The organism is Streptococcus lishijunsis, assembly GCF_047290665.1.
Taxonomy (GTDB): Bacteria; Bacillota; Bacilli; order Lactobacillales; family Streptococcaceae; genus Streptococcus.
This window is the reverse complement of the sequence record NZ_JBLBUC010000003.1, coordinates 1-12033: the sequence shown is the minus strand read 5'-3', so window position 1 is coordinate 12033 and position 12033 is coordinate 1. Positions and strand designations below refer to the sequence as shown.

The following is a 12033-nucleotide window of genomic DNA, read 5'->3' as shown; positions in this document are numbered from 1 at the left end:
AAATTTACAAAAACATTTTTGTAAATTTTACAATTATAATGTTGACAAATAAAAATATTTAACATAAAATAGAATTATCAATAACAAAGGAGGTTTATCCATGATAGGCAAAACGATACAACAATTTCGTAAAGACTTGAATATACAGTCTTTTGAGTTGGCAAAGGCTATCAACATTTCTTCATCACTGCTGTCCTTGATAGAAAATGAAAAGCGTAATCCCAGCATTGAGCAATTGCAAAACATCATCTATCAATTAGCCGTTGATAAGGTTCGAGTTGATGAGCGTTTTAGAGAGTCCTATGATTACAGAGAATGGCTAACTAGACAAGATGTGGCTAAGCTTCTGGATAAGGAGGATGAGATGTCCCAAAAAACGCTCGAGACAAAAAATGTGGAGTATTGTGTAACGTATTATTTGAAAGAATTAGTGACCCGCTGCTATGAACGATTAGATGAGCTAACACCAAAAGAGAGACAGCTTTACGATAAGTTGAGCAATATTAGTGCTAAGGAGTTGATATCATCTTTAGAGAAGAAAGAAGATGTGATTGATATCAAAGAGTTATTACGAGAGGCTCGCCAAAATGATAAAGAGATTGTACTTGATTTAGAAGATCTCGGTCGGCGACCTTTAAAGCTCTATCTGGATGGTGAGGAAATAACCTCTACGCAAAGACAGTTCTTAACAACGATGGTTAAGGGGTTAAAAATAGAACGCCAAGAACGTAGAGAGAGGTTAGAGAGTAGAGAACGTCGCGAGCGTCGCCATCAGTCGATAAGATACAGAGACGGTGAGCGAAGTCAGCGATTCTAGGATAAGTATTATGGTTTGACGAGAAAAAGGGAGATATATGATGAAGACAATGATAAATGAAATTTTACAGTTATTAACGGCTAGCCAAGATGAGCTTTTTGATTCTTTGGAGAATCGTTTACAAACCTACGGCTATACGACCCAGAAAACCGCTTATGCTCTAGGGGCTAAAAGTCAAGAAGCTTATGCTCCAACAGTTGTGGCTCACTTGGATACACGTAATATCAATACGCTACCAACACGTGATGATATTAAAGTGACAGACGAGTGGATTGGCTTATCTGAGGAAGCTAATGATGCCCTTGATTGCTTGGGAGCAGATGATCGAGCGGGTGTTGCTAGTATCTTGATTTTACTTGATAAAGGTTACCGTCCTAATGTTCTCTTTACCCGTGATGATAAATCAGGTTTATTTTAAGTTAATTTAGGTTATTAAAAAGGCTATAGAATCAAGGTTTACATATTTATTAAAGCATATTAAAACTATTTTTTTGTGCCAATTTTGTGCCAAAATAGATTTTTGAGTGCTATAAGTGCAGAGTAAAGATCATCAGTTTAGCTGGTGCTTTTTATTGTGTGTTTATATTGATAATAATGATTATTTGTAGTATAATAGTATTGTGAAACAATATATATGAATGATACATATATACTTTAGAGGTTATAAGATATGGCTACAAAATTATTTCAAAAAAGAGTAGATGAGGATTTACTTGAAAGAGTAAATGATATTTATAAATCGCTAGGGACGTCTGTTGGTGATGCCTTCGTGATGTTTTTAAGAAAATCTGAAGAGGTTAGAGGTTTGCCTTTTGAATTACGTCAACCGCAAGATGTTGTGCAGGCTATTAAGGAGATTGGAGATATAGCAGAAAAAAATGCTAGGCATTTAGATATGAGTAATTCTAAAGATGTTGCATTTTTATTTGATGAGGAGTATTGATGAGAGGTGTTAGTGAGTTTACAGTAGGTTATGCTTTAGTGACTTATCATGACAATAGCGGTTCTAAAACGCGTCCTGTAGTAGTTGTGAAACTAAATGGTGAGAAAATAACGTTTTATAAGATTACTAGTCAATTTGAAAATAAATCAGAATATATTAAATCAAAGTATTATGAGATAAAAGATTGGTTAAGAGCTGGTCTTACTAAACCTTCGTGGGTTGATACAATACAAAGTATAACTGTTAATGAAAATGAAATTGAAATTAGAGTAGTTGGTAGATTCTCAAATAGAGATATTTTAGGTTTGAGGGAGTTCTTAACTTCTAGGTAGGAGAGCTTTTCAAAGAAAATCAAGATGTTGAGATATAGACAATTTAAGGTCTAGTAGGAGGTTATCATGTCGTTTTTTACATTTTTGATAATTGCTACGGTGTTGTGGTTTTTAGGAAAATTTATATGGACGTTTAGGGGTATCTTCTATTTTATTGGTGTCGTTTTTGTCTTATGGTTGTTTTTGACTAACTTTTTGTTATTTTTGACAATAGGTTTATTAGTTGGTGGAGTTATTTTTGGTTTAACCTACAGCGACAAACCTAAAGTTAAGGAACGAGAGACTAGAGAAGATAGGACTGACACCGATTATGAAAGGTTGTCTTATAAAAATACGCAATCTCAAAATCGTTGGGACAGTAAAGATCCTTATGTTATTTTGGGGGTTAAGCGTTCTATGCCTATGAATCAGATTAAAACGAAATATAAACTACTGTCTAAAAATTATCATCCTGATGTATCACTAGATCCTGATGCTGATAAAATTATGAAAAAAATAAATTGGGCTTGGGATGAATTAAGGAGTGCATATTGATTTATAAGTAATATGATGATACACTTATAATGAATTAGTCAGTCGGAGGTTTTGTATGAGAAGAAAATTGCTAGGTTTAGTAATAGCTTTGTTCTCTTTGATCATTTTATCTGCTTGTTCTGGAGGGCTTACTGGGACGTATCATGAAATAGAGGAAAAAGATGGTCATTATGTCGGCTATGTAAAAGATGCCTACTATGAGTTTGAGGGTGATAAATTTACAATTACAGATGGTGATGAAAAGCGTGTAGGAAGTGTTAATAAGGATAATGGCACACTTCATCTTGGAAGTGAAACAGGCACTTATAAAGTTGATGGTGATATTCTGACAATAACAAGTGACGATGATACTATTCATTTCGTAAAGAAAGATAGCGATTTGTATAATGATTTAAAGAAAGCTGTTCAAGAAAAGGAAAATAAACAAAAAGAGTTACTTCAAGCTTTTAGAGATGCAAGCGATAGAGTAGTAGATGATTTTGAAAAACGTTTTTTAGGCACATATAAGAGTAGTGTTGCAGATGTGGAGATAAGCAGAAACACATTTAGCTGGAAAGCTGTTGGAGATAGAAAAGTAGAGCTAGAAAAGAAGGGTATTGATACAGAAGGAGCTGAAAGTTATACTCTTTCGGTAGGTTATTATTGGGATGAAGAGTATGAATCAAGCGATTATGAGTCTAAAATAGACGATACCATTGCTGCTGTTAATAAAATCAATACTTGGGAAGAGTTTTACGAATTTGATGATGATGTAGCATTGTTTTTTACATTTGATAACGAAAAAGATATGGATATATTTTGTGATTTTGATTCTAAGACAGAGAGTTTGTCTGTAGATGGTTATCATAATATTAATGCAGATAATCCTATTTATCAGATATTAATTAGTTCGGGTTCGGATGATCTATATAGAGAAAAGAGTAACTAAATAATAGTTACTCTTTTTTAATAATCTTCGGTTCTATGATAATTGAATTTACCTGTTTTATAATGTCGGTAAAATACGGCTCGACAAGTTAGACATTTAAAATAAGGTTTACCACTTTTAGCTATAAGGAATTTCATTTTTGAGTATTTACATTTAGGACAGTTGTGGGCATAGTTTCGGATAAGTTTATAATCTTCTTTGGGAAGTGATTTGTTTTTGAATTCTTTAAATAGAGTTCTGAAGTCTTCTCCAGAGAAATCCTGATAAAAAGTGAAAGTATTAGAAACAAATGCAGTTTCTTTAGGCAAATAGGTGTTTAGGAGTTGCAATAAACCAATTCTATCAATGAGTATAATTTTATCACCGTGTTCATAATGCTCAATAGCGTTACTTGTGAAAAAAGAGCTAGTAACAAGAATGAATTTATCATAGTTATATGATCCATTGCTTAAAACTTTTCCTGCACAGGCTGAAACTTGATCTCGATTTAAAAATTGAGTGTTAGTTTGTGCAGTGTTAGATTTGCATTGGATTAGGTATTTGATATTGTTGTTATTTTTTACTATAATATCTACGCCTTTATCGTTATATCCGTCGTTGTTAATTGTTTGATAGCCCATGCGTTCAAACAATTGTTGCATCAATGTAACTAATTGGCTTCCTGTTTTATCTGAGTTAGAACTTAAAACATTAAAGATAAGAGTTGCAATATCTTGAGAAAAATAATTTTTATTGTTTTTAGTATTTACGTGTTCAAGAATGTCGGAAGAGGTTTTTGTATTTGATGGCTTTTTATTGTTTTTAAGTATTTTGATTTTTGCTTCTAGTTCTTTAATCTGTTTGTTAAGTTCGTTGATTTCTGCTTTTCTATTAAAAAATCCCATAATAATCTCCTTTATATCCTGCCATTTTCTTTGTTATAGTTATATAGTTTTAGAGCCTGTTCTTTAACGATATTTTCATATCTAGCAGGAATAAGAGCATGTTTCATATAATCATAGTAGTTAAAAGAATCATCGATAGGATGTTCTTCATTAATGAGATTAATAAAGTCTATAATCCGTGCTCTTTCAGCTTGATGTTCTATTCTGTGTTGGTATGTTTCTACACGACTTAAAAGATTATCAGTGTCCTTGTCTATAAAATGTTTTCTTTCATGAAATATAACATTGATTTTAGCAATATCAGAAATCTCAGGATTTACGAAAATAAAGTGTTCTCCTTTTTCTTCAAGATAGCGTCCATCCTCTTCATACCTTTTAAGGAAGAAAATGCGACAACCGAAATTTTCAGTCTCTTTGACGATTTGCGATAGTTCCATCTACTTTCCTTTTTGTTTAAAATAATCCTTTAAAAAATCTTTGATAGCTGATCGGTCGTTATCACTAATTGGATTGCCATTATAAGCAACTGAGCGATCAATAGCTTTGTCGATTGATAATTCAAGTTCTTTGTCTGTTTCTTTGGTATCGGTATTTCCTAATAAATAATCAGGACTGACATTAAAGACTTTAGCGAGTTTTTCGATAGATTCGTATTTAGGTTTTCGGAGACCTTGTTCCCAAAAACCAACGCTTGCTTGTGTGCTGTTTATTTTATTTGCTAGTTCTTTTTGAGTTAGATTATGTTCTAATCTCAATTCTTTTAGACGTTTTTCAAACATTTTTATCCTTCCTTAAAAATTAAAAAAGTTATTGACAAAAAACAACAAAAATTGTATTATACATTTAACAACAAAAGTAGTTTTAAAATGATCTATTTGTTATTATATCAAACAACCCACTCAACATTAATATTAATCTAATATAAGTTGCTTAGTTGATTGCTGATGTGATTTTCTAAGTCACTTAGATGACTTTCCAAGTCTTTTGAAAATCCGTAGGTTTGATAAAGATAGTGTGAGTGTTTAGATAAAGTTTGCAGGATATTGTCTTTGACTTTATCAACTTGTTTTTCAGATAGTTCTTCTGAAAGATTTTCTTTAATGTCGGTTTTGCCTAGTAGATAGTCAGGAGAAACATTAAAAAGGCTTGCTAGCTTTTCAACAGTAGGGAATATAGGAATACGTTTCCCATTTTCCCAATTAGAGTAGGAATTTTGTCCGACTTTAATTTGATTTGCTATTTCCTTTTGAGTTAATCTAGCTTCTAAGCGAAGCTCTTTCAGACGTTCTGCAAACATGGTAATCCTTTCAAAAAAATCTAAAAAGAAGTTGACAAACTTATCCCAATGAGATATAATTTAATTATCTCGATGAGATACAACTATTATACCAAACAATCTTAGCAAGTTTAATAAAACTCTAATACAGATTGTTTGATAATGTTTAAAAGATGGAGAAAAATATGAGTCAAGAAAACGAAAATGAAGTAATTTTTGTTTCAATTTATAAATGTCATCAATTACTGTTATAGAGTTATTATAAATTGAGTTACCATCTTCAAATAGTCTCCTAATAAATATAAAGAAGGGATTAACTCCTAACACTCTCTTAATCCTTTCCTTATATCTATTGGAAAATCCTTCCACTCGATATAGTGATAGTAAAATAAGTTAATAAAAAATTTTACGCAAAAAACACTCACTATAAAGAGTTAGATATAGTGATCTTTGACAATTAAATAAAAAGTACGTTCTCGCTCAGCAATGCCGAGGAAAACGCACACAATTAAACTTCAACACTTTAATTGTACGCTTTTTCCTTATAAAAGTCAAGTTGAGTGAGACATGTTAAGGACTTCCAATCCGCTTGTTTAGTAAACAGGAGTTGATTTTGTAATTAAAATAATTATAATAATAAAAATGATAATTTTAGCTTTATTTATCATAAAACTCTCCTCTCTATTTATTTTGGTATAAGGGAACAAAAATCCAGCAAAGGGTGAGACATCTACCTAAGCTGTGATTTTTATTCGGTTATTTTGGGTTTTTAACTTTATTATATCATAATGTTTAGTAACTAAACAAGTGGTTTAGAGGTTCTTAATAGCTGTACTAAAGTTTTGGCTAGTTATCTTGTGTAGAGCGAAAAACTAGAACTGCTGGGTCGTAAGGCTCGATAAGAAAGAATGTCACCCCGTAGCGAGACGGTCTTGAGAGGGATAGGATGCGATGATATGAGCGTGTAATGTGATATTTGGGACAGGCGGTGTGTGAGCTATTTATAGCTTGCTAATTGGTCAAGGTGAGAAAGACTGTGGGGTGATAGCCATGGAAATTCGTGACTTGCTCGAAGGTAGTAAGTACGTCGTGAGATGTTCTGAAAGTATGCGAAGATAAGAGCATACAAAGAAGCTAGCTATAACATAACTAGCTTCTTACTACTATGTGTTTAACATGATAATAATAATCGTGCAAACAACAGTAGCTAAATGATATTCGTATAACAAATCAATGTACTTTCTGATTAAGAAAAATACAAGAAGAAATGTTAGTTTAAATAATCCTTTAGTAATAGTTAAAATAGTCATAAGTGACCTCCTAAAATTTTGATAACTCTGAAAAGTCTAAATCTATTCAAAGTTTGCTTTCAGGTTATAAAATAGGAGGGTTACAACTATTAAAATTATTATTCTAATTGTATCATAACTTAATTATGAAATATATAGATTTGTTTTAACCTTGAGGAATCAAGGTTTTTTATTTTGATAAAAACTAGTGAGTGGCAAATAGCTGAGGTTTCGTCCTTGTTTTGTTGCTTTTTTTACTAGTTTTATAGTGAAAGCAAGAGATTGCTTTCAGTTAGAGCTAGTAAGGTTTTTGTGGTATAATATAATTGTAAACGAAAGGAGTGTTTTTATCATGATTAAGAAAGTAGCATCGTTTGGACAAACAGTTCTCGAGTTATCTAAAGAAGATATGAGAAATAATCCTAAGAATCCTGTGGTTAGGATGTACGATGAAGATGAATTGATTGGCAAATTTTCTTTAAAAACACTTGAGGTTGTTGAAAATATTGATTTAGCTGATTATGATATTATTTTTGCTCAAAAAGAGATTGGTAGAAATCAAGCAAATTGGTTAGAAACATGGCGTGATTATGTGGGGATTCTAAATGCCTAGGAATTATTTTGAAAAGTATGCTATTGAAATAAGAACTAATGAGCATAATCATAAAAAGCAAAGAGCGCATGTTCATATTTACATTAATGGCGTTGAAGCAGCTTCTATGTTTTTAGATGGAACGATAAAAGATGGTCGTTTAAAATCAAGAGATTTGAAACGTTTGTCAGTTTATATAAGAGAACATGCAGAAGAGTTTCAAGCTATGTGGAATGAATTCCAAAAAAGTGCTTATTAACCACTATTTAAAACCTTGAATTATCAAGGTTTTTTATTTTGACAAAAAAGATATGTTATTAAAGTTTTATTTTTGGGCGATTTTATATATTGGAGGACTTCACTTTTTTTATTTAATTTTTAAAAGTGCGCTTATTGAAGAAAGACCTGTCATTCGCCTTATTTGTGTTGTGATGCAATTTATTTTATTTTTGTTTGCAATGTGGGCTCTTGGTAAGATGAGGTAAGTTATATGGTATTGATTTGTTTAATGTGATCTAAAGTTTTGAAAAATTAAGTTTTTGTTTTGAGGGATTTTATAATGGAAAATATAGCTAAAAATTTAAAACAACTACGTGAAGATAAAGGTATTGCTAAGTCGGATTTAGTAACGTATCTAGGTATTACCGAAAGTTCTTATAATCGTTTTGAAGCAGGTAGTCGAATACCCAGCTTAGAGCTTTTAATTAAGCTGAAAACATATTTTAAAGTCTCGTTAGATGATTTAGTATCATCTGTTGATGATACTTCTTTAGTAGATCGTGAGTTAGTAGTCTCTTATAAAGATTTGTTGGTACTTGATTTAAACACACACGTTGCACACGGTTTAGTAAAACAAGTTTATCACTCTTATGAATCTAAAGAGATTCCAAAAGCCAGTCTTGATGACAAGGTTAAATTTGTTTATAAGAAAGATGTTATTACGCTATGTAATAAGATTATTGAAAGCCTAAAATAGGAGATTATAATGGCTATTTTAAAATTAGACGTTGACATTATCAATAGCTTTAAAAGCAACGAGTATTTTATTAATGATTTTGATATTCGAGATGATTCTTTAGAAAAACTAGCTGCTTTATTAGGTACTTCTCCAGATGATGCTTTTGATTGGTTTATGGAAAACTACGAGATTGTACGTGAAGATATAAAAGTCATTGAATTTTATAATCAAAAGATAAAACGACAAGATTTACATGTTTATTGCAATAATGAGTTAGTAGCTTACCATAAAGATATTAAAGTCATAGCTGTTATCAAATGGGATAAAGATAAAATGTATAAGCACAAAGTAGCTCAAAGGTTCTTAAAAGAACAAAAAGCTAAACAAGTAATGCTTGATAACTATTTAGCATATTTTAAAGAGCATGATCTTTTAGAAGGCTATGAAAATGGTGACGTTTATTTATACGCTTATGTAGATGCTACAGGTAACTTTACTAGTCACTTTAGAGGTCGAGAATTTAAAGTTTTAACTAAAGGCAAGTGTCGTATAAATGGCGCTTGGAACAAAGAATATCTAAATGGCAAAGCTGGCTTTATGGCAGATGCTGAGCGATTGATTGATAAGATAAATGATCATCTAGAGGGAGGTTTATTTTATGTTTAACAAGCGAGAAAAGTATCAACTTGATGTCATAGAGGTCAAAGATTATTTTTTAGGCTTATTTTCTTTAGAGATTGATAATATGAGCCGTAATTTAGATGAGAATAAAACACTTGAAATGCAAGAAACCGCGTTAAAGTGTTTAAAGAATCTTTATCATCTTCTTAAATATGGGAAAATAAAAGTTTATCAAGATGACTTGTTGAAAGAATGTCCGCTAGATTACATGAATCAATTGATAAAGTTTTATAAATGTTTTTGGCATGGGGATTATCTAGAATGTTGTAGACAATTAGATGAAATTTTTTATGTTTATCCTTTCACTGTTGCCATTAAGAAAAATATGCTATATTTATTTTATGAAACAGTGGAAAAAGTGGAAACAATTTCTCATCAACATAACAACTTCTAATTATTATCTAGGAAAAATGAACAAAGAGGACGTTAGTAATATGTGTCAATTGAATAGGGCTAGAAGTAGATTTAAGCATGCTTTTACTTGTTTTGATTATCCAGAAAGGACGACATTTGATGATATAGAGCTGCTATCGTATGTGATGTCTTTAGTCAAAATTGATTTAGCTAGCAGCGCTAAGTTAAATGCTGTTTATGATAATGAGTGGCATCAATTTTTGTTTCCTGAAAGTTTTGATTGGAAAGGTAACTTAATAGTATCTTTAAAAGATACAGGTGAAGAAAAAGAGTTTACTCTAAACGAACAAACTTATATATCAACTTGGAAACCCAAGTCGTTATTAAAGAGTTTTTTCGATATTCGAAAAACAGGATTTAAGCAAAACGGTAATCATGAAGCTTATTATTATAAAGAGTTAGACTTGTTACATGTCTATAACGGCTTACATTCTAGTCTAGCTGGTAGTATGTCTAGTGGTGTTGTAAAGGCTAAAGTTGTATCTATTGAACATTTATTTGACATGTTAGAAACAGATGGTGTTTATTGGTATTGTTATCAGTCTATAAAAGATGATAAACGATTAAGAGGTAAAGTTATTAATTTTAGACTAGCCTTTTTGTTTGAATTAGCTAGGATTAAATATGAGTTAGAAAAGTATGGTAAAACAGATAGATTATAAAGCTATTGATATTCAATAGCTTTTTTATATTGTTAGTGTATCTAAAGAGGCAAGAGATTTGGTTATTATTTGTTATAGATCTCCTTATATTTTCCTTTTTACAAAATCTCTTAATAAAGCTCTCTTGCCTCTTTAGATACATTAACTTATGTGAGGTGATGATTATAGATATAAAATCCATTTTAAAAAAGACTGGTATAGGCATAACGACTGGTGTAGTAATTGTATCAGTAGCAACGACTATTTATACGTTTAATGAGATGTATCAAGTGGGCAGAAATTACGACACACACTTAACTGCTAAACAGGCGCTTGATGTTTCTAATAGAAACTACAATCTAGTTTTTTATAAAAAGTCGTGTCCGTATTGTCAGGCAGCAAAACAAGATGTCATTAAGGCAGGTCAAAAGTCAGATATTACAACTTTTTATATTGATGTTAACTCAAAAGAAGGTCAGCGGCTAGTATCAACCTATCAATTAGATCATGCTTATACACTGGTTATAGTTAGAGGCGATAAGGTTGAAAAAAATTTGTATGCTTTAGAAGTTGATAATAGCATTAGAGCTAACAATAAAGTCATTAAAAAACTATATCATTAAAAAGGAGTTATTATGAGTCTTACAGAAAAAGAATTACAAAACCACATTGGTCTTGAAATTCTTGATATTGTCAAAACAATGATGAGATCAGATAGCTCTTCGACTGGTAAAGCAACGCTTTATTACCAGGGAAGAAGCTTCAAAGTTCATATATCAGAAATAAACGAGGGAATTTAGAAAGGATTGTTAAATGGAATATATCGGTAAAAAAGGAGGTAGCTATGATTTAGAGAAAGCAAAATACTATAAGAGAGAGTATGAACGTATTGTAAATCGCTTTAAATGGAATGCTAGTGGCATCTATTTTGGAAGTCTAGTTACTATCAATCTTTGTCAAAAGGAAGCTTTATCAGAAATCAGGAAAGTGTATGATAAAAGCTACGCTAGAGGTGATGTAACAGGAACTTATTATCAATGGGCTAAAGTTAGAATTAAAGTGATTTACAAAGAGCTGTTATTAAAAAAGGGAGTTAAGTAATGAATCATAAGAGGATTAGAGCGCCGTCTAAAGAGTTGCTCTTTTTCATTGTCAACAAACTATAGTTTATTTTTTAGGAGAATTTTATATATGAAACACAATATTGCTGAAACAAAAGGTCACGGATTTTTCCGTAGGTCAAAAGCATTCGGTCTTGTAAGTGGGATTGCGTTAGCTGGAGCGTTAGCGGTAGGTACAGCTAGTACCGCATCAGCTGACGAGGTAACTGTTACTACTGACACAACACCAGTTGTGACAACGACAGCTAATCCAGCAACCAACCTTGTTGAAGCGCAAGGTCAGGCTTCTAGTGCATCAACTGAAGTGGCTAGTCAGGCAGGTACTCAAACAGGTGTTCTAACGCAAGACGTGACTTCTGATGCGCTTAATACAGCAGTTAGCGAGGCTCAAAATGCTGGTGTTACGGTTAATCAAGAAGCGACAGTATCACACGATACACTAGCTAATGCGCAAGCTGATCTGGCTAGTCAAACGCAAGCCGTAGAAGATGCGACAGCTAAAGCTAACGCAAACACACAAGCCATCGCTCAAGCCGAAGCACAAAACGCTCAAATTGATGCAGAGAATAAAGCAGAAGCAGAGCGAGTGGCTAAAGCCAACGAAGAAGGTCAAAAAGCAGTAG

The 12033-nt window shown here is 32.0% G+C and carries 20 protein-coding genes; 16 read left to right on the top strand and 4 right to left on the bottom strand.

Annotation, left to right across the window (positions count from 1 at the left end; genetic code table 11):
- Positions 1-100: 100 nt before the first annotated feature.
- From ACLN19_RS02370 to ACLN19_RS02345, 6 genes are all read left to right on the top strand, one after another.
- A complete protein-coding gene (locus tag ACLN19_RS02370) occupies positions 101-817 on the top strand; it encodes a helix-turn-helix domain-containing protein (protein WP_413382896.1) in 717 nt (238 codons plus the stop codon).
- 40 nt (positions 818-857) lie between these two features.
- On the top strand, positions 858-1235 hold the full coding sequence (locus ACLN19_RS02365; RefSeq protein ID WP_413382894.1) for a hypothetical protein: 378 nt from the start codon (positions 858-860) through the stop codon (positions 1233-1235).
- 252 nt (positions 1236-1487) lie between these two features.
- On the top strand, positions 1488-1760 hold the full coding sequence (locus ACLN19_RS02360) for a type II toxin-antitoxin system RelB/DinJ family antitoxin (protein WP_413382892.1): 273 nt from the start codon (positions 1488-1490) through the stop codon (positions 1758-1760).
- On the top strand, positions 1760-2092 hold the full coding sequence (locus tag ACLN19_RS02355) for a hypothetical protein (protein WP_413382890.1): 333 nt from the start codon (positions 1760-1762) through the stop codon (positions 2090-2092). Before ACLN19_RS02360 ends, ACLN19_RS02355 begins: the two co-directional genes overlap by 1 nt.
- A gap of 66 nt (positions 2093-2158) precedes the next feature.
- The gene (locus tag ACLN19_RS02350) at positions 2159-2626 is read left to right on the top strand and encodes a DnaJ domain-containing protein (protein WP_413382888.1); all 468 of its coding nucleotides are present in this window, start codon (positions 2159-2161) and stop codon (positions 2624-2626) included.
- Between the two features lie 55 nt (positions 2627-2681).
- Entirely contained in the window at positions 2682-3554 is an 873-nt protein-coding gene (locus ACLN19_RS02345; RefSeq protein ID WP_413382886.1) for a lipocalin family protein, read from the top strand.
- A 17-nt stretch (positions 3555-3571) separates the two neighbouring features.
- On the opposite strand, the gene ACLN19_RS02340 is transcribed toward ACLN19_RS02345, so the two are convergent.
- The 4 genes from ACLN19_RS02340 to ACLN19_RS02325 all read right to left on the bottom strand — a co-directional run bounded on the left by ACLN19_RS02340 (position 3572) and on the right by ACLN19_RS02325 (position 5735).
- Positions 3572-4438 (bottom strand): restriction endonuclease, encoded by an 867-nt coding sequence (locus tag ACLN19_RS02340; protein WP_413382884.1) that lies wholly within the window; start codon positions 4436-4438, stop codon positions 3572-3574.
- A gap of 11 nt (positions 4439-4449) precedes the next feature.
- Positions 4450-4875 carry an ImmA/IrrE family metallo-endopeptidase gene (locus ACLN19_RS02335; RefSeq protein ID WP_413382882.1) on the bottom strand — a complete coding sequence of 142 codons (426 nt, stop codon included), beginning with the start codon at positions 4873-4875 and terminating at the stop codon, positions 4450-4452.
- The gene (locus tag ACLN19_RS02330) at positions 4876-5217 is read right to left on the bottom strand and encodes a helix-turn-helix domain-containing protein (protein ID WP_413382880.1); all 342 of its coding nucleotides are present in this window, start codon (positions 5215-5217) and stop codon (positions 4876-4878) included.
- Between the two features lie 137 nt (positions 5218-5354).
- Complete coding sequence (locus tag ACLN19_RS02325; RefSeq protein WP_413382878.1) at positions 5355-5735, bottom strand: helix-turn-helix domain-containing protein; 381 nt, start codon at positions 5733-5735, stop codon at positions 5355-5357.
- A gap of 1620 nt (positions 5736-7355) precedes the next feature.
- On the opposite strand from ACLN19_RS02325, the gene ACLN19_RS02320 reads away from it, so the two are divergent.
- From ACLN19_RS02320 to ACLN19_RS02275, 10 genes are all read left to right on the top strand, one after another.
- Complete coding sequence (locus ACLN19_RS02320) at positions 7356-7616, top strand: hypothetical protein (protein ID WP_413382876.1); 261 nt, start codon at positions 7356-7358, stop codon at positions 7614-7616.
- Positions 7609-7854, top strand: a complete 246-nt coding sequence (locus ACLN19_RS02315; protein WP_413382874.1) for a DUF4160 domain-containing protein — start codon at positions 7609-7611, stop codon at positions 7852-7854. The genes ACLN19_RS02320 and ACLN19_RS02315 overlap by 8 nt, the downstream gene beginning before the upstream one ends.
- 300 nt (positions 7855-8154) lie before the next feature.
- Entirely contained in the window at positions 8155-8571 is a 417-nt protein-coding gene (locus ACLN19_RS02310; RefSeq protein WP_413382872.1) for a helix-turn-helix domain-containing protein, read from the top strand.
- Positions 8572-8580: 9 nt separating this feature from the next.
- Positions 8581-9219, top strand: a complete 639-nt coding sequence (locus ACLN19_RS02305; protein ID WP_413382870.1) for a hypothetical protein — start codon at positions 8581-8583, stop codon at positions 9217-9219.
- The gene (locus tag ACLN19_RS02300; RefSeq protein WP_413382868.1) at positions 9212-9628 is read left to right on the top strand and encodes a hypothetical protein; all 417 of its coding nucleotides are present in this window, start codon (positions 9212-9214) and stop codon (positions 9626-9628) included. The genes ACLN19_RS02305 and ACLN19_RS02300 overlap by 8 nt, the downstream gene beginning before the upstream one ends.
- A 16-nt stretch (positions 9629-9644) precedes the next feature.
- Positions 9645-10310, top strand: coding sequence for a DUF6710 family protein (locus ACLN19_RS02295; RefSeq protein ID WP_413382866.1), 666 nt, complete (start codon positions 9645-9647; stop codon positions 10308-10310).
- Between the two features lie 158 nt (positions 10311-10468).
- On the top strand, positions 10469-10912 hold the full coding sequence (locus ACLN19_RS02290; RefSeq protein ID WP_413382864.1) for a hypothetical protein: 444 nt from the start codon (positions 10469-10471) through the stop codon (positions 10910-10912).
- Between the two features lie 12 nt (positions 10913-10924).
- Complete coding sequence (locus tag ACLN19_RS02285) at positions 10925-11089, top strand: hypothetical protein (protein WP_413382862.1); 165 nt, start codon at positions 10925-10927, stop codon at positions 11087-11089.
- Positions 11090-11102: 13 nt separating this feature from the next.
- A complete protein-coding gene (locus ACLN19_RS02280; protein WP_413382860.1) occupies positions 11103-11390 on the top strand; it encodes a hypothetical protein in 288 nt (95 codons plus the stop codon).
- A gap of 90 nt (positions 11391-11480) precedes the next feature.
- Positions 11481-12033 (top strand): putative cross-wall-targeting lipoprotein signal domain-containing protein (locus tag ACLN19_RS02275; RefSeq protein ID WP_413382858.1); only part of this gene is annotated, 553 nt, incomplete at its 3' end.

Coding starts and splice junctions, on each gene's coding strand:
- ACLN19_RS02370 (WP_413382896.1), top strand. CDS start 101: ATGATAGGCAAAACGATACAACAATTTCGTAAAGACTTGAATATACAG.
- ACLN19_RS02365 (WP_413382894.1), top strand. CDS start 858: ATGAAGACAATGATAAATGAAATTTTACAGTTATTAACGGCTAGCCAA.
- ACLN19_RS02360 (WP_413382892.1), top strand. CDS start 1,488: ATGGCTACAAAATTATTTCAAAAAAGAGTAGATGAGGATTTACTTGAA.
- ACLN19_RS02355 (WP_413382890.1), top strand. CDS start 1,760: ATGAGAGGTGTTAGTGAGTTTACAGTAGGTTATGCTTTAGTGACTTAT.
- ACLN19_RS02350 (WP_413382888.1), top strand. CDS start 2,159: ATGTCGTTTTTTACATTTTTGATAATTGCTACGGTGTTGTGGTTTTTA.
- ACLN19_RS02345 (WP_413382886.1), top strand. CDS start 2,682: ATGAGAAGAAAATTGCTAGGTTTAGTAATAGCTTTGTTCTCTTTGATC.
- ACLN19_RS02340 (WP_413382884.1), bottom strand. CDS start 4,438: ATGGGATTTTTTAATAGAAAAGCAGAAATCAACGAACTTAACAAACAG.
- ACLN19_RS02335 (WP_413382882.1), bottom strand. CDS start 4,875: ATGGAACTATCGCAAATCGTCAAAGAGACTGAAAATTTCGGTTGTCGC.
- ACLN19_RS02330 (WP_413382880.1), bottom strand. CDS start 5,217: ATGTTTGAAAAACGTCTAAAAGAATTGAGATTAGAACATAATCTAACT.
- ACLN19_RS02325 (WP_413382878.1), bottom strand. CDS start 5,735: ATGTTTGCAGAACGTCTGAAAGAGCTTCGCTTAGAAGCTAGATTAACT.
- ACLN19_RS02320 (WP_413382876.1), top strand. CDS start 7,356: ATGATTAAGAAAGTAGCATCGTTTGGACAAACAGTTCTCGAGTTATCT.
- ACLN19_RS02315 (WP_413382874.1), top strand. CDS start 7,609: ATGCCTAGGAATTATTTTGAAAAGTATGCTATTGAAATAAGAACTAAT.
- ACLN19_RS02310 (WP_413382872.1), top strand. CDS start 8,155: ATGGAAAATATAGCTAAAAATTTAAAACAACTACGTGAAGATAAAGGT.
- ACLN19_RS02305 (WP_413382870.1), top strand. CDS start 8,581: ATGGCTATTTTAAAATTAGACGTTGACATTATCAATAGCTTTAAAAGC.
- ACLN19_RS02300 (WP_413382868.1), top strand. CDS start 9,212: ATGTTTAACAAGCGAGAAAAGTATCAACTTGATGTCATAGAGGTCAAA.
- ACLN19_RS02295 (WP_413382866.1), top strand. CDS start 9,645: ATGAACAAAGAGGACGTTAGTAATATGTGTCAATTGAATAGGGCTAGA.
- ACLN19_RS02290 (WP_413382864.1), top strand. CDS start 10,469: ATGATTATAGATATAAAATCCATTTTAAAAAAGACTGGTATAGGCATA.
- ACLN19_RS02285 (WP_413382862.1), top strand. CDS start 10,925: ATGAGTCTTACAGAAAAAGAATTACAAAACCACATTGGTCTTGAAATT.
- ACLN19_RS02280 (WP_413382860.1), top strand. CDS start 11,103: ATGGAATATATCGGTAAAAAAGGAGGTAGCTATGATTTAGAGAAAGCA.